The organism is Mesorhizobium caraganae (assembly GCF_016836705.1).
Lineage (GTDB): Bacteria > Pseudomonadota > Alphaproteobacteria > Rhizobiales > Rhizobiaceae > Mesorhizobium > Mesorhizobium caraganae.
Map to the genome: position 1 here is coordinate 409,771 of NZ_JAFCGY010000002.1, position 20,190 is coordinate 429,960.

Genomic DNA, 20,190 nt, shown 5'->3' on the forward strand with positions numbered 1-20,190 from the left:
ACCCTTTCGGGTGCTTTTTGAGCGGCAGCGCCGTTTGCCGGCGGCACCACCGTTCGAAAATCCTCAGTCCAACGCCACCGTCTCGGCAACCGTGATACCGCGCCTCGCCAGTTCGTCGAAGAACGGTCCGTCGGGCACATGCTGCAGCGGGTTCAAAAGCCCGGGTGTGATAATCTCGCGCCGCGCCAGCATCTGCGCCACGATGCTGGCGGGGTAGCCGACGCCGAGGCTCATGCCGAAGAGGCCGGAGGCCAGATCGCGTTCGATGATCAGGTCCGACGTCACCGTCTTGGCGCGACCACCTTCGAGACCGGAAAAGACGTTGCGCATCACGCAAAGGTCCTTCTCGTCGGCGCCGTACTGCAGTTGCGGGCCGAGCAGCCTGCCGAGAAATTCGCGTGGGCTGGCGCCAGTGCCGGCCACCTTGTCTTCGGAAAGGAAGCCAAGTTCCTTCAGCGGCGCCCAGAATGCCGACCAGCCTGGCCAGCGCAGCGTGTAGCGGCCCGAGCGCTGCAGCCCCTTGGCGGCCTCCAGCATCTCGACATAATGCAGCGCGTCGCCATTGGGAAAGGCCTCCAGCCGGCCGAGGCCGGCCACGTCGATCTCGTGGATGAAGCGGTTGTCGTGCTGTCGGCCGGCCGAGACTTCGACGCGCTTGCCGTCCTCGATCATCACGCTGTCGCGGTTCTGGCTGACCAGAACCATGTCGAAATTCCAGCTCACCTTGTAGCAGAGGGGCTTCGCCATCGCCTTCGGTTCAGGGATGCCGCCGCAATAGGAATCGATCGAGGAGATCGTAGAGAATTGCTTTGCGGCGCGCGCGTAAAGCACAAGATCGATGCCGGGGTCGAGCCCGCATTCGGTCATGATCGAAACGCCGGCCCGTTCAGCCTCTGGCGCCAGATCGGCAATGGCCTTGCCGTAATTGGTGGTGACCAGCGGCGTGCGCGTCGCGATCGCCGCCTGCACCGCCTCGCGCATCAATGGCTGCGGCAGGAGATCGATGACGGCGTCGACATCGGCCAACACAGTGGCGAGTGCCGGACCGATCGCGCCTTCGGGCACGGCGAAACGCACGCGAGAAAGGTCGGTCAGGCCGGCAAGCCGGGCAGGGCCATCAGCTGCTGTATCGACGCAGACGATTTCCTCGACGCCGGCGCTGGCGACGAGATCGGCGATGGCCGCGCGGCCTTGCAGGCCAAGGCCGCCGAGAACTGCGATCTTCATGCCGGCTCCTTGCGGGCCGGTGTTTCTTCCGACCAGCAGCCTTCGGGAAGGCTGACCCATTTGTTGCACGAGGCCATGACGACAAAGGTCTCGCTGCGCACCACTTCGCCGGGAATGCCGGCGCCCGGGATGAGCTCGCTGGTGATGCGGTAGAGGTCGGCGACATCGCCGGCGACGGTGACGTCGACAATGATGTCGAAGCGTCCGGTAACCACCGAGGCCGAGTTGACGAAAGGCAGTTCCGAGATTCGCTGTGCCAGTTCGCGGGCGCGGCCTCTGCCTTGCGCGTTGATGCCGACAATGGCCGAGATCAACTCCGGGCGCTCGGTCAAATTGAGCAGCCCGACGATCTTCAGCAAATTGCGGTCCAGCAGATTGCGCAGCCTTGAGCGCACCGTCGGCACCGAAATCGCCATCGTCTCGGCGAGCCGGTTGATGCCGGGTTGGGCATCCTGTGACAACAGCTTGACCAGCCGTCGATCGGTTTGATCGAGATGTTCACGCAAAAGGCAAGGCTTTCATAAAGGAGAAAAATGGAAGGCAATTTCTTCCTGATATGAAAATAGCCTATGAGAAATTTTTAATAACAGCAAGAGCGGAATTATCGCTCGCTGTTGTGCCAGCTTCGGGGAGGATGGCGATCTCCCCGCGAGGGCAAGGTCAGCCATCATCGACGCATTCGTCAGCCGCTACGCTGATCGGCCAGTTCGGAAAATCGCCACCGCAGCAGCCACCAACGCCGCATTGCCGGAGGCTTCAGTGCCATCCGGCAGGTCCTTGCCGTCTTCCAGTCCGACGCGTGTCGACCAGTTGCACTCCGCCGCCCGGCGCACGAACGGCCAGACCGTGGCGTCGGCGCCATGCAGCAGGATTGCGCGCCGTATCCCGGCACGCTCCAGCACCTTTTCGATGCCGTCCGACACGGCAAAGGCCGCGTCCTGCGTCTGTTCGGAGATCTCGATCAGGATGCGCAGCACGCGTCCGCCATGGTCGAGGCTGACGAGACGCTCGGCGTCGGCGACTGAAGCCAGACCGGCTTCGATGCCGATGCCACACTGACGCAGGCTCTCCATGACGATGGGCGCCGCCGCCTCGCTGAGATTGACCGAGGCATAGTCCGGCAATTCGCGCCAGCCGGCGATGGCGACCAGCGTGCTGGTATCGTCGTTCTCGATCCAGGCGCCGGTGGAGACGCCGATCAGCGTACCGGGGCAGGCGCGGCGCAGCGCCGCGATCGTCGGATCCATCGCTGCCGGCGAAAGGCTCTCTCGCTTGTCGGCTCCGCGCGCATGGACATGCAGTTCGGCCGCGCCGGCGGCAATCGAAGCCGCACCGTCGCGCGCCATGGCTTCGGCGTCGAGTGGGAGGGCAGGGTGGAAATCGGCGGCGCGGGCGCCATTGATGCAGGCCTGGACGATCATGATTTCGCGCTCCTGTTGCGGATGGCGCGAGCCTAGCAAAGGGCAGGGCGGAGAGGGAACGGGCACGGTGAAGACTGCTGACAGGCGGATGCGACCCGGCCTGAATCAGACTGGCAGGATGCGCCGCTATCGCCTTGTTCGAAAAAGGTCTTCAGCGAGATCGGTGGCGGCATGGCAAATGGCTAGTGACGAACGCTTGCAGAAGAACTTACTCTTCCTCGATCCAGATCAGGCGCAGCAGGCGCAGTAGCGTTGCGCGCTCTTTCTTCGTCAGCCGCTGCAGGAACCGGTCCTCGTGCCGGCGCACGTGCCTGCGCCATGCCGGCATGGCCGCTTTGGCTGCCTTGGTCAAAGCGAGCACCTGCACGCGCCTGTCCTGCGCATGGTCGTCGCGTTCAACCAGGCCGCGCCCCTCGAGTTCGGCAAGCAGTGGCGCCATGTTGGCGCTCTTCATACCGAGCAGGCGGCAGAGTTCGGCGGCGCGGATACCGGGCCTTTCGTCGATCAACGCGAGCATGCCGTAAGTGACCGGCCGCAGCGCCGCGTCGACCAGTTCGACCGTGAAATCATTGAGCGCCAGGGCCGAAGCGCGCCGCAGATTGTAGCCAATCTGCGCGTCGAGCGTGTCTTCCGGCGCTATCCTGGCCTTGCGGGGTTTGCTGCGGATTGTGGCCTCGTCCATGCCGCAAGCGATCACCGCGATCAAGGCCCTTGTCAAGCAGAAAATACTATGCGACATAGCAATTATGAAAGCTATGTAGAATAGCGATTAATGCAAGGCAGGTTTGGAGCGCGGCTCTTCGCTTGCCATGCACGCAAGCAGGAGGAGAATTGCCATGACCGAAGAGACCGTGGCCTTCGACGTCGAGAACGGCATCGCCTGGGTGCGCTTCAACCGACCCGAAAAACGCAACTGCATGAACCCGGCGCTCAACCGGCGCATGATGGAAGTGCTGGATGGGCTGGAATACCGCGACGATGTCGGGGTGCTGGTACTGTCGGGCGAGGGCAGCGCCTGGTCGGCGGGCATGGACCTCAAGGAGTATTTTCGCGAGACCGAGGCCAAGGGGCTAGGCGCCGTTCGCAAGGCGCAGGGCGAAGCCTATGGCTGGTGGCGGCGGCTGCGCTGGTACCGCAAGCCGACCATCGCCATGGTCAATGGCTGGTGCTTTGGCGGCGGCTATGGCCCGCTGTTTGCCTGCGATCTGGCTTTCGCGGCCGACGAGGCGCAGTTCGCGCTCTCCGAGATCAACTGGGGCATCCTGCCCGGCGGCGGCGCCACCAAGGTGGTGGTCGACCTGCTGTCGATGCGCGACGCCATGTATCATGCGCTGACCGGCGAACTCATCGACGGCAGGAAGGCGGCAGCGTGGAAGCTGGTCAATGAAAGCCTGCCGCTGGAAAAGTTGAAGGCGCGTGTCGCCGAGGTGGCGAACATTTTGCTGAAGAAAAACCCGGTCGCGCTTAAGGCGACCAAGGACGCCATCCGCCGCGTCGCCGAGATGACCTACGACAATGCCGAGGACTATCTGGTGCGGGCGCAAGAGGCGGCCAACTCCTACGACAATGACGGCCGCAAGGAAGGCATCCGCCAGTTCATTGATGAGAAGAGCTATAAGCCCGGCCTCGGCGCCTACGACAAGGCAAGGTGATCAGCCAAGATCCGATCGGGGAGGAGATGCGAGATGCCGGCCTGGACGACGCCAGATCCCGTGGCCTTGCATGCCGCGACGCAACCCGAGCGCCTCGCTTGCGTCGACCTCGCTTCCGGGCGGCGCTGGACCTATCATGCGCTCGATGATGCCATCCAGCGTGCCGTCGCCGTGCTCGAAAGCGGCTACGGCATCGAGCCGGGGCAGCGCATCGCCACCGTCGCCCGCAACAGCGCGGACCTGCTGATCCTGCAGCAGGCCGCCATGCGCCTCGGCGCCATTTTCGTGCCGGTCAACCGGCGCCTCGCTGCGCCTGAGCAGCAAGCGATCCTCGCCGATTGCGATCCCGCGCTGGTGCTGCACGATGCCGCGTTCGATACAGCACCGCCCAAGGACTGCATGACGGTCGAGGTCGCTGACTTTGCGGCGGCGGTGGCAGCGCAGGCGTTGGCGACGCGCCGGCCCTTGCCTGCGGCCGATCAGCCCTCCGTCATCCTCTACACCTCGGGAACGTCGGGCCGGCCGAAGGGAGTGATCATCACCGAGGCCAACGCCTTCGCCACCGCGGTCAACTTCGGCGTGCTGGGTCGCGTCGGCAATTCAAGCGTCTTCCTGTGCGACGCGCCGATGTTCCATGTCATCGGCCTCATCACCAGCCTGCGTCCGCCCTTGCTGCAAGGCGGCACCGTGCTGATCTCGCCCGGCTTCGAGGCCGGTCTCACCAACCGGCGGCTGGCCGATCCCGAGCTCGGCGTCACCCACTATTTCTGCGTGCCGCAAATGGCAAAAATGCTGCGCGACGGCGTGGGTTTCGATCCGGCGAACTGGACCACGCTCACCGCTATCTTCACCGGCGGCGCTCCCAATCCCGCCGCCGACATCCGCTGGTGGCTGGAGCAGGGCGTGCGCATGGTCGACGGCTTCGGCATGACCGAGGCCGGCACCGTGCTCGGCATGCCGCTCGAGGCCGGCCAGATCGCCCGCAAGGCAGGTTCCGCCGGCCTGCCGGGACCTTCGGTTTGCCTGCGCATCGTCGATGATGACGGCAACGACGTCGCCCCGGGCGAGGCCGGTGAGATCTGGCTCAGCGGCCCCAACATCACGCCCGGCTACTGGAACCGGCCGGACGAGACGGCGCAGGCCTTCACATCCGATGGATGGTTCCGCACCGGCGACATTGCGCGCCGGGATGCTGAGGGTTTTGTCACCCTCATCGACCGCCGCAAAGACATGTTCATCTCCGGCGGCGAAAACGTCTATCCGGCCGAAGTCGAGCTCGTGCTGCTCGACCATCCCGACATTGCCGAAGCGGCCGTCATTGGCATCGCCGATGAGCGCTGGGGCGAGGTCGGACGGGCTTTCGTTGTGCTGAAGGCGGACCGTGTCCTCGATCCGGCAGCGCTTGCGGCGCACTGTGCGGCCCGTATCGCCCGCTACAAGGTGCCGAAGGAATTCCTGCTCACCGACGCGCTGCCGCGCACCGCGTCGGGCAAAATCCAGAAGCACATCTTGCGCAGCCGGCAGTGAGCTGGAGCATCACCGCCTGGCGTCATTGCGCCCGCGCTTTGGCGGCGTCAGCCGGCGTGATGGCGGATTGCTTGCCGCCGAAATGCGCCAGCACATAGTTGCCGAGGGCTGCGATCTCGGTATCCGAATAGGCACTGGCGAAGGCCGGCATCGCCTGCTTGCCCAGCGGCGTCGTCATATGCGCGCCTTTCAGGATGACCTGGATGAGATTGGTGCCGTCGGGGTCGTTGACCGTGCGGCTGCCGCGCAGTGCCGCGTAAGGCGTCTGCAACCCTTCACCATTCCATGCGTGACAGCTGGCACAGGCGCCCTGGAACAACTTCAGGCCGAGCCCGCCTTGCGCCACTGAGTCCGGAGAGGGACCGTAGGCGATGGACGTCGTCAGTGTTGCCGGTGGCTGCGCTTCGACGATCGCCTTGTCGCTGCTGACTTGCGGCGGCACGGCTTTCACATAGGCGACGATCGCCTTGATGTCTTCCGGCGTCAGATGGCGCAGGCTGTAGTCGACGGCTTCCCCCATGCTGCCGGTGGCCGCACCGCGCCCTTCCGCATGGCCCTTCGACAGATAGTCGAACAGTTGTTCGTCGCTCCAGCTGCCGATGCCGGTCGTCTTGTCCGAACTGATATTGTAGGCCTTCCAGCCCTGCAGTTCGGCGCCGGCGAATTTCTTGCCGTTGTCGAGCCCATAGAGCAGGTTGCGCGGCGTGTGGCATTCGCCGCAATGCGCCATGGCTTCGGTGAGATAGGCGCCGCGGTTCCATTCCGCGCTCTGCTTTTCGTCCTGTGGCAGCGGACCGTTGGCAACGAACAACAGGTTCCAGAACCGCAGGACATAACGCTGGTTGAACGGGAAGCCGAGATCGTTCTTCGGCGCCTCGGCGTGGACCGGCGGCAGGCTGAACAGATAGGCCTTGATCGCCAGCGCATCTTCCGTGGTCATCCGCGCATAGGCGGCATAGGAAAAGGCCGGGTAGAGATTGCGGCCTTGCTTGTCGATGCCTTGATGCAGCGCGCGCACGAACTCCGCGTCGCTCCAGTCGCCGATGCCGGTTTGTTTGTCGGCGGTGATGTTGGGCGAATAGACGGTGCCGAACGGCAACTTGAAGGCAAGGCCGCCGGCATAGGGCGTTCCGCCTGATGTCGTGTGGCAGGCGACGCAATCGGCGGCGCGCGTCAGATATTCGCCGCGGTCGATCAGCGCCTGGCCTGTCGGCAGCTTTGCCGCTGCCACCGAAACATCCGGCAGCGGCGCCGGCCTGAAGAGGAAGATCGCAACGGCAACGGCGGCGACGACCACGACAGCGAGGATGGTCCGGACCAATCTTTTCATGGCTCGGCCCTCACAGCGTTTCGGCTTCGGTTTCGACGCCGGTCTCCGGGCGCTCCTTGCCGTTCGCCAGCACCGCCAGCAAGGGCGCCGCCAGCGGCGGCATCATCGACACGCTGGTCTTGTCGGCGCCGTCGCTCTTCAGCTGGTTGCGGTCGATGGGCAGGCTGCGCAGGCGTTTTCCTGTTGCGGCGAAGATCGCGTTGGCAAGGGCAGGGCCGGCCGAAACCGTTGCCGTCTCACCGATGCCGCCAGGCGATTCCAAGCTCTTGACGTGATAGACCTCGATCTTCGGCGCCTCGTTGATGCGCAGGATGCGGTAGTCGTGAAAATTGCTCTGTTCGACGCGGCCATTGCTGAAGGTGATGCCGCTGTAGAGCGCCGCCGACAGGCCAAAGATCAAACCGCCTTCGATCTGGGCTTCGACCGTGTTGGGGTTGATGGCGATGCCGCAATCGACGGCGACCACCGCACGCTGCAGCGTGATCTCGCCGGCCGGTGAAACCGAGATTTCCAGCACTGCGGCCATGAAGCTGCCGAAGGCATTGTGCAGCGAAATGCCGCGGCCGCTGCCGGCTGGAAGCGGCGAGCCCCAGCCGGACTTCTCGGCTGCAAGCTCGAGCACGCCGGCCGCACGCGGCTGGTTCTTGGTCAGCGCCCGGCGGTACTCCACCGGGTCCTTGCCCGCCGCATGGGCGAGTTCGTCCATGAAACTTTCGACCACGAAGACATTGTGCGTCGGCCCGACGCCACGCCACCAGGTGATCGGCATCGGCGGGTCCTCGCGCACCCAGTCGACCTGGATAACGGGCAGGTCGTAAGGCGGTTTGGCTGCGCCGTCGACGGCGTCGTCGTCAAGCTTGTCCTGCGGCCAGCCGCCCGGAATGTAGTTGCCGAGCACCGAGCCGCCGGCGACATGGTCGATCCACACCGTTGGCAGGCCGTCGGCACCGAGACCAGCGGAGAGGCGATCGTAGTAGGTGGGCCGGTAGAGGTCGTGCTGGATGTCTTCTTCACGCGTCCAGATGACCTTGACCGGGTAGCTCACCTGTTTGGCGATCGCCGCCGCCTGGCCGACATATTCAGCGACAAGCCGGCGGCCGAAACCGCCGCCGATCAGATGATTGTGCACGATGACCTTGTCGAGCGGAAAGCCCGTGACCTGGGCGGCCCAGCCTTGCGCCTGGGTGGGCACCTGGGTGCCGAGCCAGATCTCGCATTCGTCGGCGCGCACATGCACGACGCAGTTGATCGGCTCCATCGGCGCATGCGCCAGGAACGGCAGCTCATAGCTTGCCTCGACCGTCTTGACGGCAGCTTTCAGCGCGCCGGCGACGTCGCCTTCCTGGCGCGCCATGATCGGCGTCTTGTTTTTGGACGCCGCCTTCAACGTGTTCATGATGTCGGCGCTTGAAAGCTTGGCGTTGGCGCCTTCGTCCCAGGTGATGGTGAGGGCCTCAAGGCCTTTCTTGGCCACCCAGAAATGATCGCCGATCACGGCGACCGCGTTGTCCAGTCTGACGATATCGCGCACGCCGGGAACGGCACGCGCCGCGGTCTCGTCGACAGCGCCGAGCTTGCCGCCGATCACCGGACAGGCGGCGACCGTCGCCACCTTCATGTCGGGCACACGCACATCGATGCCGTAGACCACAGCCCCATTGACCTTGCCTGCTGTGTCGACCCGGCGCAGCGACTTGCCGATCAGCTGAAAATCCTTGGGGTCCTTGAGCTTGACATCGCTCGGCACCGGCTGCTTGCCCGCTGCGTCGGCGAGCGCGCCATAGGCCAGCTGCCGGCCTGTCGGCTGATGCGTGACCACGCCAAGCTTGGCGCTGCATTCCGAAACCGGAACCGACCATTGTGCGGCTGCTGCCGAAACCAGCATCGTGCGGGCTGCAGCACCTGCCTTGCGCAGCGGTTCCCAGGTTGCCCGCATCGAGGTTGAGCCGCCCGTTGCCTGGCCGCCCAGCAGCGCAGTCGTATAAAGCTTCTCGTTGGGCGGCGCGTCGACGACCGTGACCTGGTCGAGGCCGACCTCCAGTTCCTCGGCGATCAGCGTGGCTTCGCCGGTATGGGTCCCTTGTCCCATCTCGATGTTGGGCAGGATGAAGGTGATCTTGCCGTCGCTGTCGACGCGGATAAAAGCGTCGGGTGAAAAGGCGGCGATGACGTCGCCTTCGACGGGCTCAGCCGCGGCAAAACCGGGCCTGATGCCGGCGCCCAGCATGGTGAAGCCGAGCAGAAGTCCGCTGCCTTGCAGGAAGGCGCGGCGCGAGGTGACTTTTTGCGGGGAGGAGGACGGCTTGCTCATGGCTGGCTATCTCCCTCAGGCCTTCGCGGCCTGTTTTATGGCCGCTCGTATTCGCGCGTAGGTGCCGCACCGGCAGATGTTGCCGGACATCGCCGCATCGATATCGCTGTCGCTGGGGTCGGGATTGCGCTCCAGCAGCGCCGAGGCCGACATGATCTGCCCGGACTGGCAATAGCCGCACTGGATGACTTCGAGGTCGAGCCAGGCCTGTTGCACTTTCTTGCCCGATTGCGTCGTGCCGATCGCTTCGACGGTGGTGACATGGCGCGAACCGACCGACGCGACCGGCAGCACACAAGAGCGCACCGGTTGTCCATCAAGCTGCACCGTGCAGGCGCCGCACTGGGCGATGCCGCAACCGAACTTCGTGCCGGTCAGGCCGATGACATCGCGCAGCACCCACAGCAATGGCATATCGTCCGGCACGTCGACACTGCGATCCTCGCCGTTTACATTGAGCGCAATCATGGCCTCTCCTCGGTTATCCGCATCCCCGTGGATGATGCAGTAGGCACAAATTTGCCGGTCGTGTCTAATCACATGCATGTTGTTTCGGCGATGCGCGTGTGAACCACACTCGCGTGCGCCGCGGCGGGACGAGGACGGTTTCGTCACGCTGGTCGACCGCCGCAAGGACATGTTCCTTTCCGGCGGCGAGAACGTTTATCGAGCTGAGGCCGAGATGGCGTTGCTCGATCATCCCGACATTGCCGAGGCGGCTGTCATCGGCATCGCCGACGAGCGCTGGGGCGAGGTCGGCCGCGCTTTCGTCGTGCTGAAGGCGGGCTGCGTCCTCGACCCGGCAGCGCTCGCGGCGCACTGTGCCGCCCGCATTGCCCGCTACAAGGTGCCCGAGGAATTTCGGCTCACCGACACGCTGCCGCGCACGTCGTCGGCCAAGATCCAGAAACATATATTGTGCGGCTGGCCGGCGCCGGGTTGAGGTAGCGAGTGCATCGTTGGTGCGAAACCGCTTAGGGCCCTGCTACTCGATCAGAAGCAAGCCGCGCTTCTTGTCGCCATCGCTGTCGATGGTGTCCATAGCCGAGAACAGGCGTTCACGCTCGATCAGCCAAGGCTTGTAGCGCTCGTTGACGTCGAGAACGAAAACCAAGTCCTCGGCCTCCAGATAGCCGCCGATCGGTGAAAAATGACCACTGCCGGCGCCGAATATCGTCTCTCGGGTAAAGTTGATGATGTAGCGGCGGCCGGGGTCGTTGGCGTGCTTCATGTGCTCGCGGAACTCGTCGGCGCTCAGATTCCGAAGCACGGAGACTTTGCGCCCGGTTTTCGCCTGAGCGACGTCGGCAAGCTCGTCCAGCGTCAGGCCGACGATGCAAAAGCCAGTCCAGCACTTTCCGGTTCCCGCGAGCACTTCGGCTTCGGTCGTCTCCTCTTCGCCGATCGAGCGGAATGTGTTTGCAACACTTGCCGGACCGCAGCGTGAACCGTTCGATTGCCAGTCAAGGTTGGCATTGAAGGTAGCAGCCACGGGCAACTTCCAGGCGCTGTCGATCAATGCCGGGGTACGAACAACCGACGACTGGATGGCGTCTGGCGAGACTGGAGACGGACCGACAATCAAAAATGCGGCACCGCAGAGCAGGCCAACGCCGGCAATCACAGCCAAAATGAAACTGCGCTTCATTGCTGAACCTCGAAGCAGACGATTTTGTTCGTCGGTCGATGTTGCGATGTCGGCCCCGAGACTACCATATACCGGCATTGCGTGGCAGGGGGCGCGGCCGCCAGGGCGGCTGCGCCTTGCATTTTGCCCGGCCCCGAAAGGATAGTTGAAATGGCAGAACTCAAGGTCAGGACCCGAGAGACCGGCGCGCTGGCCGTGATGCCGCCGGGCGGCTTGCCGGTCGTGACAACACCGACCGGCGGCAGCGTCGATGTGGTGACCGGGGTCAACGCTCCGGGCTTCAATCCGCTCGACCTGCTCTATGCCTCGCTCGCCGCCTGCATGGTGCTGAGCGCCCGCATTGCCGCCACGCGCCTCGGCGTCGCCGCCAACCTCGGCGAGGTCCGCGCCGATGTGAGGGGCGAGAAGGCAGAAGGCGATGTCTCCCACGTCGCCTCACTCCGCTGGAGCACCCCTCATCCGTCTCGGCGCTGCGCGCCGATGCACCTTCTCCCACAAGGGGAGAAGGTAAAGCCGCGCCCGTGTCCGCAGGAATCGGGTGGTTCGCACCTCTCATCCGCCCCACTTTGATCGTATCAAAGGAGGCATCCATGACCATCCATTCGATAACCGCCAAACGCGCCACCCGTTCGGCCGAGGCGCGCGTGGCCGCGCAGGACTGGAGCGCTCTAATCGGCGAACTGAACAGCTATGGCAGCGCTGTCATGCCGGCTCTGCTCTCACCCGAGGAATGCGCCGAAATCGCCGCGCTCTATCCGCATGAGGAACATTTCCGCAGCCATGTGGTGATGGCCCGTCACGGCTTCGGCAAAGGCGAGTATCGCTATTTTCGCTACCCGTTGCCGGATCTCATCGGCGGCCTGCGCACCGCGCTCTACCCCAGGCTGGCCGGCGTCGCCAACGACTGGAACGAGCGCATGGGTGTTGCCCAGCGCTATCGCGCCGACCACTCCGCCTTCCTCCAGCTTTGCCACGAAAACGGCCAGACGCGACCGACGCCGCTGCTCCTCCAATATGGTCCCGGCGACTTCAACTGCCTGCACCAGGACCTCTACGGTGACCTCGCTTTCCCGCTGCAGGTGGCTATCCTGCTGTCGCAACCCGGCGAGGATTTCACCGGTGGCGAATTCGTGCTCACCGAACAGCGCCCGCGCATGCAGAGCCGCGCCGAGGTGGTGCCGCTCAGGCGCGGCGACGCGGTGATCTTCGCCGTGCACAATCGCCCGGTGCACGGCACCAAGGGCCACTACCGGGTCAACCTCAGGCACGGTGTCAGCCGCTTGCGTTCGGGACAGCGGCATACGGTGGGGATTATCTTCCACGACGCGAAGTAAAGGTGCGGCGCTGAAGCTGCCAATCTCCCCCCAAGTGGGGGAGATTGGCTGTCACCGTCGCCATCGCCAATTTTCACTGTCGACGCTGCGGCGTTTGCGCTCTTCCCTCGTCGCCTTCATTCGGGTAAGCGCTCGGGCAATCCCGCACATCCCCTTTACCCTCCCGGACCGCCCCATGATCCGTCTTGAAAATATCGGCAAGCAAAACGGCCGCCAGATCGTCTTCATCGAGGCCTCGGCCGCCTTGCAGAAGGGCGAGAAGGTCGGCCTTGTCGGGCCGAACGGCGCCGGCAAGACGACGCTGTTTCGTATGATCACCGGCCAGGAGCAGCCCGACGAGGGCCAGGTGCAGGTCGATCGCGGCGTCACCATTGGCTATTTCAGCCAGGATGTCGGCGACATGGCCGGCCATAGCGCGGTCGCCGAAGTGATGAACGGCGCCGGGCCGGTCAGCGATGTGGCGGCCGAAATGGCCGAACTCGAGGCGGCCATGGCCGATCCCGAGCAGGCCGACCGGATGGACGAGATCATCGAACAATATGGCGAGGCGCAGCATCGCTTCGAAGAGCTCGACGGCTATGCTCTCGAGGGCCGCGCCCGGGAAGTGCTCGACGGCCTCGGCTTTTCGCAGGAGATGATGGACGGTGATGTCGGCAAGCTGTCCGGCGGCTGGAAGATGCGCGTGGCGCTGGCGCGCATCCTGTTGATGCGGCCCGACGTGATGCTGCTCGACGAGCCGTCGAACCATCTCGATCTTGAAAGCCTGATCTGGCTGGAGCAGTTCCTGAAGGGCTATGAAGGCGCGCTGCTGATGACCTCGCACGATCGCGAGTTCATGAACCGCATCGTCAACAAGGTGGTCGAGATCGACGCCGGTTCGCTCACCGCCTATTCCGGCAATTACGAATTCTACCAGCAGCAGCGGGCGATCGCTGACAAGCAGCAGCAGGCTCAGTTCGAGCGCCAGCAGGCGATGCTGGCCAAGGAGATCGCCTTCATCGAACGCTTCAAGGCGCGCGCGTCCCATGCCGCCCAGGTGCAGAGCCGGGTGAAGAAACTCGACAAGATCGACCGCGTCGAGCCGCCCAAACGCCGTCAGATCGTCAATTTCGACTTCCAGCCGGCGCCGCGCTGCGGCGAAGACGTCGTAACGCTGAAGAACGTCCACAAAGGCTATGGCAGCCGCAGCATCTATGAGGGGCTCGACTTTCAGGTTCGCCGCCGCGAACGCTGGTGCATCATGGGCGTCAACGGCGCCGGCAAGTCGACGCTGCTGAAGCTGGTCGCCGGCGCCTCCGACCCCGATGCCGGCACGGTCGCGCGGGGGCCGAGCGTGAAAATGGGCTATTTCGCCCAGCACGCCATGGAGGTGCTGGAGGGCGAGCGCACCGTGTTCCAGACGCTGGAGGATGCGTTTCCGCAGGCCGGCCAGGCGCCGCTGCGAGCGCTCGCCGGCTGTTTCGGTTTCTCCGGCGACGAGATCGAGAAGAAATGCCGCGTGCTGTCAGGCGGCGAGAAGGCGCGGCTGGTGATGGCGCTGATGCTGTTCGACCCGCCCAATCTTCTGGTGCTGGACGAGCCGACCAACCATCTCGACATCGCTACCAAGGAGATGCTGATCACGGCGCTGTCGCAGTATGAGGGCACCATGCTGTTCGTCTCGCACGACCGCCATTTCCTGGCTGCACTCTCCAACCGCGTGCTGGAACTGACGCCGGAAGGCATTCACACCTATGGCGGCGGTTATACTGAATATGTCGAGCGGACCGGCCAGGAAGCGCCGGGGTTGCGGGGGTAACCCCGCCCGGCAGACGGAAGCCTCGGCTCTCGTCCAAAGCGGCGACCGCACCGCCTAGGGCTTCTCGTCATACGCAGCAAGTGCTTTGGCGACGCCGGCAACGAGATGTTCAACATCACTTGCATGTTCATACGCAATCCCGGTTTGCGCAAACTGCATCGGCGAAAAGTCAGGCGCTATCCGCTTGACCTCTGCCATGATGCGCTGAGCCTCCTTCAGGTCGCCGAGTTGCGCGTGGCACCCCGCCAGCCTTGTCAGTCGCCAGGGAGACTTCGAGGGGACCTTGGACATGCTGACAAGCGCGGCCTTGTAGTCTCCAGCCGAGTACAGCGCGATGGCGCGATCATAGTGGTACCAATCAGGATGGATCGGGTTGATCCGTATCGCACTGTCAATCGCCGCGAGTGCTTCAAGAGGCCTGCCCCTCATCGAGAGCAAGAACCCCATTTGCGCAATCGTATCGGCGTCATAGGGATTGAGGTCGAGCGCGCGCTGAAGGTGATGTTCGGCCGCGTCGAACTGGCGGGCAGAGATCAAGGCCTGGGCGAGCACGCGATGGCAGCGCGGCTCTTCCGGCGCCAGGGTCACCGCGCACTCCGCGCGCTCGATCAGTGAACCAAGCAATTCCGGGGACGCCTCTGCATAGCCACCGATAATGAGATCGGCGAGCGCGATGTAGGAATGCGCCAAGGCATAGGTCGGGTCTTTTTCGACCGCAGCCCGGAAAAGGTCGCGCGCAGCCTTATTGTCATCATCGCCATAACCGCGCAGCCGGGCCAGTCCACGCAGGAGAAGCTCGTATGCGGCCAGGCTGTCGGGAGGCTTCGGGGTTGCCTGCTTGACACCTGCGTCGTCAAGTCGAGCGACGAGCCGGTTCACCACACGGCTGGCGATTTCTTCCTGCATGTCGAAGATCTGGCCGCCGGACGCGGAAAAGGTTTCGCTCCAGAGGACTCCTCCCGTCGAGGCAGTCATGAGACTGACGGTGACCCGCATGCCGTCGGCGCGAGTCGTCGCCCTGCCGCGGACCAGATAGGTTGCGCCAAGGCTGTCGCCAACGGCACGCCAATCGGAAGCGGAATCCGAGGCAAAGGCAAATCCGGAATTGCGTGCCAGCACGTCGACCCTTCCGAAGCGAGCCAACGCATTGACAATGTCCTCGGCAAAACCGTCGACCAAGGGGGTGTCTTCCGGCGCACCCTCATTGCTGAAACGCAGCACCGCAACGCTCGGCTGTCCGGAGCGCACTTGCTTTGGCGCGTCGGGAGGAGAGAAGACGTAGCCGCGCTTGGCGACCGTGCGGATGATGGTTTGGCTTTCGTCCTGCAGCGCCTTTCGCAACTCCCTGACCGCCTGCGTCAGTGAGTCCTCGGTCACAAAAACGTCTGGCCACACCGCCGACATCAGTTCAGACTTGGTCGCGACACGCCCGACATTCCTGCTGAGATAGGTCAACAGGTCAAACGCCTTGGAGCGCAGAGCGACAGGTTTCCCGTCGCACAACAGCAGCCCGCGGGCAAGATCAAGCTCGCAACTGCCAAGTGCCAGTGGTACGTGCCCTGGGTTTTCTCGCGACATTGAATGCCGATCTGACCAGCTCGACCAAACGCTGCCTGATTGGGGTCCCAATCGGCGCGGACGTCAAGGGATCAGGAGAATTTGATCCGCCTTCACCTTGGCTGGAAGCCATCCGCCTCTCCATGGCGATGATCTCGAGCATTTCGAACATTGTTCCAGGCATGGGCGCACAAGGGGACGCAGCCATGACGGTGGATGCATATTCCAGCAGTTCCTGCCGGGCGGCTTGGCGCGTGCTCTCATTCACTGACATGTTCGACCTCCTCCAGTTCGTCCATGAGAACAGTGAGGCCTAAGAACGGGCGCGTACCGGCAGATTTCTGAAATTCTGCTGAATCTTTCTGTCGATCCATGTCGAGCGGACCGGCAGGAAGCGCCGTGGTTACGGGGCTGGCGCTTTCCTTGGGACGTCAGCTCGCCGCCAGCCATTTGCGGGACTGGGCGAATGTCTTGAAGGCTTTTGCGTCCATCGGGTAGCCGAACAGGAAGCCTTGCAGGATATCGCAGCCAAGCTCTTTTAGTATCTGCGCGTGCTCCATGGTCTCGACGCCCTCGGCGATCACTTCGATACCGAGCGACTTGCCGATGTCGATGATGGACGACACCAGCTGCCGCTGCGCGGTTGAGCTGGTGATGGGTGTGACCAGCTGGCGATCGATCTTGAGGCGACGCGGGCGCAACTTCAGGAGCGAGACGATCGAGGCATGTCCGGTGCCGAAATCGTCGATCTCGATGTCGATACCGAGCCCCTTTATGTGCTCGATGTTCCAGGTGACCAGTTCGTCGTTTTCGTCGAGGAAAATGGACTCCACCAGCTCGAACGACACGGTCCCTTTCTTGATGGCAAGCTTGCGCAAACCCTTGATCAGGTCCTTGTCCTCCAGGCGCCTGGCGGAGACGTTGACCGACACGCGCGGGATGTTGAGGTGGCTACGCGACCAGCGCTCGAAACTATCAAGCGCCTGCGTCAGGACAGTGCGGTCGATAAGCGCCACGACATTGAGTTCTTCAGCCACCTTGATGTAGGCGTCGGGGGTCAGCATGCCGCGTTGCGGATGGTCCCAACGCGACAGTGCCTCGACGCCGACGATCTCCAGCGTCCTGGCGTCGAACTGCGGCTGGTAGTAGACGACGAATTCGTTCCGCTCGAGTCCGCCAAGAATCTCGTCGGCGGTTTGCTTGGTCCGAACGATCTCGCTCTGCAGCTCTTCGTTGAAAAATTCGTAGCGGTTGCGGCCACGGCCTTTCGCCCGGTACAGCGCGAGATCGGTATTGACGAGCAGTTGCTTGGCGTCGACGCCGCTGTTGGCTGCAATGCCGATGCTTACGCCGAACCGGCACTGGTGACCCAGATAGTCGACCGGCTGGCGCATGGCGTCGATGATGTGGTCGGCAAGCGCGGCGAGCCCCTTGTCGTCACGTCCATGGCTCAGCACGACAAACTCGTCGCCGCCGATACGCGCAACGAAATCGGCACCGCCGACGCTGGCCTGGATGACTTTCGAAGCATGCACCAGCAATGCATCGCCGGCTGCGTGGCCGAGCGTGTCGTTGATCTGCTTGAAGCGGTCAAGGTCAAGATGCAGCAATGCTGCGCGGCCCTCGGCTTCGTGGTTTCGGCAAGCATCTCATCCAGATACCGACGGTTGGGCAGGCCGGTCAGCGAATCGTGCAGCGCGACATGCTCGATGCGGGCCTTGGCCATATTCAGTTCGGCATTCTTCGATTCTGAAAGGCGACGTTCGCGCACGAGATTCTCGTTGAGCAGCACGTCCCAGGTCACATCCCATTCAGCGCCGATCATTTTTGATCTGCCGTTGATGTCCTGGAAGAAACTGGCGCGTGCGCGGACATGGCGAATGGTGCCGTCCGGTCGCAAAAGCCGATACTGCGAAGAGTAGGGGCCCTTTGTCGCGGCGGCCGAATCGAAATCCGCTTTCGCCCGCTCGAAGTCTTCAGGGTGGATCGCCAGCGCCCAGTCGTCATAGCCGCGGGTCTTGCCGTCGGCGGGCTTGCCATAGATTTCGTTGATGCGGTCGTCCCATACGAGCTCGTTGCTGACGAGGTCGTGCTCCCACACGCCTATCCCCGAGGCCTCCAAAGCCAGTTCCAGACGCCTGGACAGGCGCCTCAACTCGGCGTCATTTTTCTGTCGCTCGCCGAAAAGACGTCCGGCCACGAGGATCGGCAGCACCACCAGCGCGCCGGCGAGCGCCATGAGCGTCCACAGCAGCCACTCATTTTTCGGAGCGGTCGGCCAGCCGCCCCTCGGTATGGCCGAAATTTGCCAGGAGCCTGAAGGCAGTTGCACCTCCGCCGTCACCGGATTGCCGGCCACGACATTGTCGCCGCCGAAGAACAGTTCGCCGCCGCCCCCCAGCGCATCCTTGCCGATGAGCGCCACATCGATATCCAGGTCAGGGTCGGTCAGTCCGCTCGCGCTGTACAGCCGATCGATATCGATCACGGCCGAAACAATCCCCCAAAAACGGTCGCCGCCACCCGCCGTCGGCACGAAGACCGGGATACGGCCGATGAAGCCACGCCCGCCTTGCGCCAATTTGACCGGCCCGGCGAGCACCAGCGCGCGCTGGTCACGGGCCCGAAGCGCAGCCATGCGTTGCGCCTCGGTCTTGCGGTAGTCCAGCCCGATGGCTTTTTCATTGCCTTCCAGCGGATATATCAGCGCGATGACGAGGTCGGGCGCGCCGGCAACGTCGCGCAACTGCGATTTTTGCTCGAACAGATTGCGGGCGAGCGCCGCAAATCTCTGCTGGCCCATATAGGGCTCGGTAACGATCGTCGAAACGAGACCCTGAACCAGCTGGAGGTTGCCGGTAATGTTGCCTTCGAGCTTGGCGCGTATGATGTTGACCTTGGCCAGGACGTCAGCGCGCGCCAGCTGATCGGAGACCTCCCTGTTCCTCTGGTCGGCAACCAGGGCACAGACGAGAAGCACAACAAAGGCAATCGCCGCCGGCAAGTTGGCGGACGAAAAAATGGCCCGTTTCAACCGGCCGGGATTGGATGTCTCTCCTGCCAATTCGATCCGAATACCTTTCCAGGGCAGTAGTCCGTCCGCCGACCATAGTAGCTAAAGTTTAAATTTGAACTTCAAGGCGGCCCGGGAATAAACGTTAAGATCTTGGTTATCAGCATAGGGGGGACGAAAGCTGAGTGCCATGCGACGAAAACAAAGGTCTGCAGCGGTTCCTGAACAATGAGCAAGCGGCATCGGGCGGCCGCTCCGAACCTTCGTATCTGAAATCGCAAAAGCCCTCTGATCTCGCCCCCAGGGCCTGTCCGGGGGTCTTACTTTCCCGCCATCTGATCGGCCAGCGCCTGAGCCTGGGCGAGCAGCGCCGGGAAGGCCGGGTCTCCCGGCAGATGCTGGCCCATGCAGGCGCGATAGTCGCTATCGCCTTTGTCCCAGGCGGCGTTGGAGGACTCGAACGCCTTTTCGTCCTTGAGGTCCGACGCCTGGTAGGCCTCCTGGAATTTCTGCGCGGCGGCATCCGCAGCCGCCCAGACGGCGTCGCAGGCGGCGATCTTCGGGACGGCAGGGGCCGCCGGCGCCGCTGTGATCATGACGCTCTTGCCTTTGACGAGCGTAACGATGACGTCCTGCTCGTAGATCGGTCCGACGTCCTGCGTCCAGCCGCCGAGCCGTGCGAAGGCAATGTCGGCGCCTTGAGGCGTCTTCAGCGGAAAGTCGAGCGTCCCTTCAAAGGCGGCGTCGCTGTTGATCGCCTGGGTATAGAAAGCATCGAGCTTCAGCGCCTCATCGATGCTTGCAGGCAGTTTGAAACTCTCGTCGGTCTCGGCGGCTTTGGCCTGGAGCCAGCGCTCCAGCAGCCCTCGCGTCGTTGCCACCAGGGTGGGGCCGTCGTCGCCTTTGGTGTATCGCAGCCCATCGAGCATGCCGTAGCCGATGTCGGAGTCGCTGAGGCTTTCGATATTGATCGTGCCGGTTGCCGGAAAATCCTTGACAGCCAAGGGGCCGATAATGCCGGAAAGACGCTGTTGCAGGTCGGCCAGCGCCTTCTCGTTCTGGGCGTCGATGGTTTCGATCGCCGTGTTCACGTTGTTCAGCGCCGCGATGGCCGCAATCGCCTTGTCGCGCGCGGCGATATAGTCATCCTCCGGCGAGGCCGCGAAAGCAACGCTGCTCACGAGCGCGAACAGAAACGTCCAGACCATCCGCATGATTTAAAACCCGCTCTACGTTCGATTCCAAGGATACATGACAACATTGGGCCGAAAAAGACGGCGTCGGAGCTGCAGATCTCCCCCCTTGAGGGGGAGATGGCCGGCAGGCCAGAGGGGGTCGCCGCGCGTGAAGCGCTGACTCCTTTTTTCAGCGC

Annotated in this window: 17 protein-coding genes and 1 pseudogene; 7 read left to right on the forward strand and 11 right to left on the reverse strand. The window is 63.5% G+C overall.

Annotated features, from left to right (window positions below; translation table 11 throughout):
* Positions 1-63: 63 nt before the first annotated feature.
* The 4 genes from JQK88_RS09635 to JQK88_RS09650 all read right to left on the reverse strand — a co-directional run bounded on the left by JQK88_RS09635 (position 64) and on the right by JQK88_RS09650 (position 3,330).
* A complete protein-coding gene (locus JQK88_RS09635) occupies positions 64-1,227 on the reverse strand; it encodes a saccharopine dehydrogenase family protein (RefSeq protein WP_203278164.1) in 1,164 nt (387 codons plus the stop codon).
* A complete protein-coding gene (locus JQK88_RS09640) occupies positions 1,224-1,733 on the reverse strand; it encodes an Lrp/AsnC family transcriptional regulator (protein WP_112560910.1) in 510 nt (169 codons plus the stop codon). Before JQK88_RS09640 ends, JQK88_RS09635 begins: the two co-directional genes overlap by 4 nt.
* Positions 1,734-1,916: 183 nt before the next feature.
* Positions 1,917-2,648, reverse strand: coding sequence for a 3-keto-5-aminohexanoate cleavage protein (locus tag JQK88_RS09645; RefSeq protein WP_192248655.1), 732 nt, complete (start codon positions 2,646-2,648; stop codon positions 1,917-1,919).
* A gap of 208 nt (positions 2,649-2,856) precedes the next feature.
* A complete protein-coding gene (locus JQK88_RS09650; RefSeq protein ID WP_192248658.1) occupies positions 2,857-3,330 on the reverse strand; it encodes a MarR family winged helix-turn-helix transcriptional regulator in 474 nt (157 codons plus the stop codon).
* Between the two features lie 154 nt (positions 3,331-3,484).
* Here JQK88_RS09650 and JQK88_RS09655 point away from each other — a divergent pair, with 154 nt between their 5' ends.
* On the forward strand, positions 3,485-4,300 hold the full coding sequence (locus tag JQK88_RS09655; RefSeq protein WP_192248661.1) for a p-hydroxycinnamoyl CoA hydratase/lyase: 816 nt from the start codon (positions 3,485-3,487) through the stop codon (positions 4,298-4,300).
* A gap of 33 nt (positions 4,301-4,333) precedes the next feature.
* The gene (locus JQK88_RS09660) at positions 4,334-5,827 is read left to right on the forward strand and encodes an AMP-binding protein (protein ID WP_192248664.1); all 1,494 of its coding nucleotides are present in this window, start codon (positions 4,334-4,336) and stop codon (positions 5,825-5,827) included.
* 22 nt (positions 5,828-5,849) lie between these two features.
* On the opposite strand, the gene JQK88_RS09665 is transcribed toward JQK88_RS09660, so the two are convergent.
* Genes JQK88_RS09665 through JQK88_RS09675 form a run of 3 tightly spaced genes read right to left on the reverse strand, consistent with a single transcriptional unit; the run spans position 5,850 to position 9,936 of the window.
* Entirely contained in the window at positions 5,850-7,157 is a 1,308-nt protein-coding gene (locus JQK88_RS09665; RefSeq protein ID WP_203278165.1) for a c-type cytochrome, read from the reverse strand.
* 10 nt (positions 7,158-7,167) lie between these two features.
* Positions 7,168-9,468, reverse strand: a complete 2,301-nt coding sequence (locus JQK88_RS09670; protein WP_192248671.1) for a xanthine dehydrogenase family protein molybdopterin-binding subunit — start codon at positions 9,466-9,468, stop codon at positions 7,168-7,170.
* Between the two features lie 15 nt (positions 9,469-9,483).
* On the reverse strand, positions 9,484-9,936 hold the full coding sequence (locus JQK88_RS09675; protein ID WP_192248673.1) for a (2Fe-2S)-binding protein: 453 nt from the start codon (positions 9,934-9,936) through the stop codon (positions 9,484-9,486).
* Positions 9,937-10,012: 76 nt separating this feature from the next.
* Between JQK88_RS09675 and JQK88_RS09680 the strand changes: the two genes are divergently transcribed.
* Positions 10,013-10,411, forward strand: coding sequence for an AMP-binding enzyme (locus JQK88_RS09680; protein WP_192248676.1), 399 nt, complete (start codon positions 10,013-10,015; stop codon positions 10,409-10,411).
* Between the two features lie 42 nt (positions 10,412-10,453).
* Here JQK88_RS09680 and JQK88_RS09685 read toward each other — a convergent pair whose 3' ends face one another.
* Complete coding sequence (locus JQK88_RS09685) at positions 10,454-11,116, reverse strand: phytochelatin synthase family protein (RefSeq protein WP_192249218.1); 663 nt, start codon at positions 11,114-11,116, stop codon at positions 10,454-10,456.
* Positions 11,117-11,266: 150 nt separating this feature from the next.
* Here JQK88_RS09685 and JQK88_RS09690 point away from each other — a divergent pair, with 150 nt between their 5' ends.
* The 3 genes from JQK88_RS09690 to JQK88_RS09700 all read left to right on the forward strand — a co-directional run bounded on the left by JQK88_RS09690 (position 11,267) and on the right by JQK88_RS09700 (position 14,248).
* Positions 11,267-11,686, forward strand: coding sequence for an OsmC family protein (locus tag JQK88_RS09690; RefSeq protein WP_203278166.1), 420 nt, complete (start codon positions 11,267-11,269; stop codon positions 11,684-11,686).
* Positions 11,687-11,706: 20 nt separating this feature from the next.
* A complete protein-coding gene (locus JQK88_RS09695) occupies positions 11,707-12,450 on the forward strand; it encodes a 2OG-Fe(II) oxygenase (RefSeq protein WP_192248683.1) in 744 nt (247 codons plus the stop codon).
* Positions 12,451-12,625: 175 nt separating this feature from the next.
* Positions 12,626-14,248 carry an ABC-F family ATP-binding cassette domain-containing protein gene (locus tag JQK88_RS09700; RefSeq protein WP_192248686.1) on the forward strand — a complete coding sequence of 541 codons (1,623 nt, stop codon included), beginning with the start codon at positions 12,626-12,628 and terminating at the stop codon, positions 14,246-14,248.
* Between the two features lie 54 nt (positions 14,249-14,302).
* On the opposite strand, the gene JQK88_RS09705 is transcribed toward JQK88_RS09700, so the two are convergent.
* Positions 14,303-15,826 carry a winged helix-turn-helix domain-containing tetratricopeptide repeat protein gene (locus tag JQK88_RS09705; protein ID WP_192248689.1) on the reverse strand — a complete coding sequence of 508 codons (1,524 nt, stop codon included), beginning with the start codon at positions 15,824-15,826 and terminating at the stop codon, positions 14,303-14,305.
* On the opposite strand from JQK88_RS09705, the gene JQK88_RS09710 reads away from it, so the two are divergent.
* Positions 15,790-16,122 (forward strand): hypothetical protein, encoded by a 333-nt coding sequence (locus JQK88_RS09710; RefSeq protein ID WP_192249264.1) that lies wholly within the window; start codon positions 15,790-15,792, stop codon positions 16,120-16,122. The two genes, JQK88_RS09705 and JQK88_RS09710, sit on opposite strands and share 37 nt — an antisense overlap.
* A gap of 114 nt (positions 16,123-16,236) precedes the next feature.
* Here the strand turns inward: JQK88_RS09710 and JQK88_RS09715 are convergent.
* Positions 16,237-18,839 (reverse strand): annotated as a pseudogene (locus JQK88_RS09715) (bifunctional diguanylate cyclase/phosphodiesterase).
* A 299-nt stretch (positions 18,840-19,138) separates the two neighbouring features.
* Positions 19,139-20,032, reverse strand: a complete 894-nt coding sequence (locus JQK88_RS09720) for a hypothetical protein (RefSeq protein ID WP_203278167.1) — start codon at positions 20,030-20,032, stop codon at positions 19,139-19,141.
* Positions 20,033-20,190: the final 158 nt, after the last annotated feature.

Coding starts and splice junctions, on each gene's coding strand:
- JQK88_RS09635 (WP_203278164.1), bottom strand. CDS start 1,227: ATGAAGATCGCAGTTCTCGGCGGCCTTGGCCTGCAAGGCCGCGCGGCC.
- JQK88_RS09645 (WP_192248655.1), bottom strand. CDS start 2,648: ATGATCGTCCAGGCCTGCATCAATGGCGCCCGCGCCGCCGATTTCCAC.
- JQK88_RS09650 (WP_192248658.1), bottom strand. CDS start 3,330: ATGGACGAGGCCACAATCCGCAGCAAACCCCGCAAGGCCAGGATAGCG.
- JQK88_RS09655 (WP_192248661.1), top strand. CDS start 3,485: ATGACCGAAGAGACCGTGGCCTTCGACGTCGAGAACGGCATCGCCTGG.
- JQK88_RS09660 (WP_192248664.1), top strand. CDS start 4,334: ATGCCGGCCTGGACGACGCCAGATCCCGTGGCCTTGCATGCCGCGACG.
- JQK88_RS09665 (WP_203278165.1), bottom strand. CDS start 7,157: ATGAAAAGATTGGTCCGGACCATCCTCGCTGTCGTGGTCGTCGCCGCC.
- JQK88_RS09670 (WP_192248671.1), bottom strand. CDS start 9,468: ATGAGCAAGCCGTCCTCCTCCCCGCAAAAAGTCACCTCGCGCCGCGCC.
- JQK88_RS09675 (WP_192248673.1), bottom strand. CDS start 9,936: ATGATTGCGCTCAATGTAAACGGCGAGGATCGCAGTGTCGACGTGCCG.
- JQK88_RS09680 (WP_192248676.1), top strand. CDS start 10,013: ATGTTGTTTCGGCGATGCGCGTGTGAACCACACTCGCGTGCGCCGCGG.
- JQK88_RS09685 (WP_192249218.1), bottom strand. CDS start 11,116: ATGAAGCGCAGTTTCATTTTGGCTGTGATTGCCGGCGTTGGCCTGCTC.
- JQK88_RS09690 (WP_203278166.1), top strand. CDS start 11,267: ATGGCAGAACTCAAGGTCAGGACCCGAGAGACCGGCGCGCTGGCCGTG.
- JQK88_RS09695 (WP_192248683.1), top strand. CDS start 11,707: ATGACCATCCATTCGATAACCGCCAAACGCGCCACCCGTTCGGCCGAG.
- JQK88_RS09700 (WP_192248686.1), top strand. CDS start 12,626: ATGATCCGTCTTGAAAATATCGGCAAGCAAAACGGCCGCCAGATCGTC.
- JQK88_RS09705 (WP_192248689.1), bottom strand. CDS start 15,826: ATGTCGCGAGAAAACCCAGGGCACGTACCACTGGCACTTGGCAGTTGC.
- JQK88_RS09720 (WP_203278167.1), bottom strand. CDS start 20,032: ATGCGGATGGTCTGGACGTTTCTGTTCGCGCTCGTGAGCAGCGTTGCT.